Below are 250 nucleotides of genomic sequence, written 5' to 3'. Positions count from 1 at the left end.
ATAGTAATAAGCGTAGTACGGCAAAAAGACTGTATCAGCAGCTCGCAAAGAGCAATGAATACTACGGTCTGATGGCAAAGGATAAGGTAGGTCAACGCTTTAATGCCAGCCAGTTAGGAGGCAGTAATCTTCCTAATATCAGTAATAGCGACCGTGCGCGCGTGATGCAAGAGCCTAACTTTGCTCGTGCTTTTGCGCTGTACAATTCAGATGCCAATCTCTCTTTTGCCAACCGTGAATGGAATTGGGC

General features: G+C 46.0%; 1 pseudogene. It reads left to right on the top strand.

Annotation, left to right across the window (positions count from 1 at the left end):
- Window positions 1–250, top strand: a pseudogene (locus AAEY72_RS15775) (lytic transglycosylase domain-containing protein); the annotation flags it as partial.

The organism is Psychrobacter sp. W2-37-MNA-CIBAN-0211, assembly GCF_040309405.1.
Classification (GTDB): domain Bacteria; phylum Pseudomonadota; class Gammaproteobacteria; order Pseudomonadales; family Moraxellaceae; genus Psychrobacter; species Psychrobacter glaciei.
This window is presented reverse-complemented; position numbering and strand designations above follow the sequence as displayed.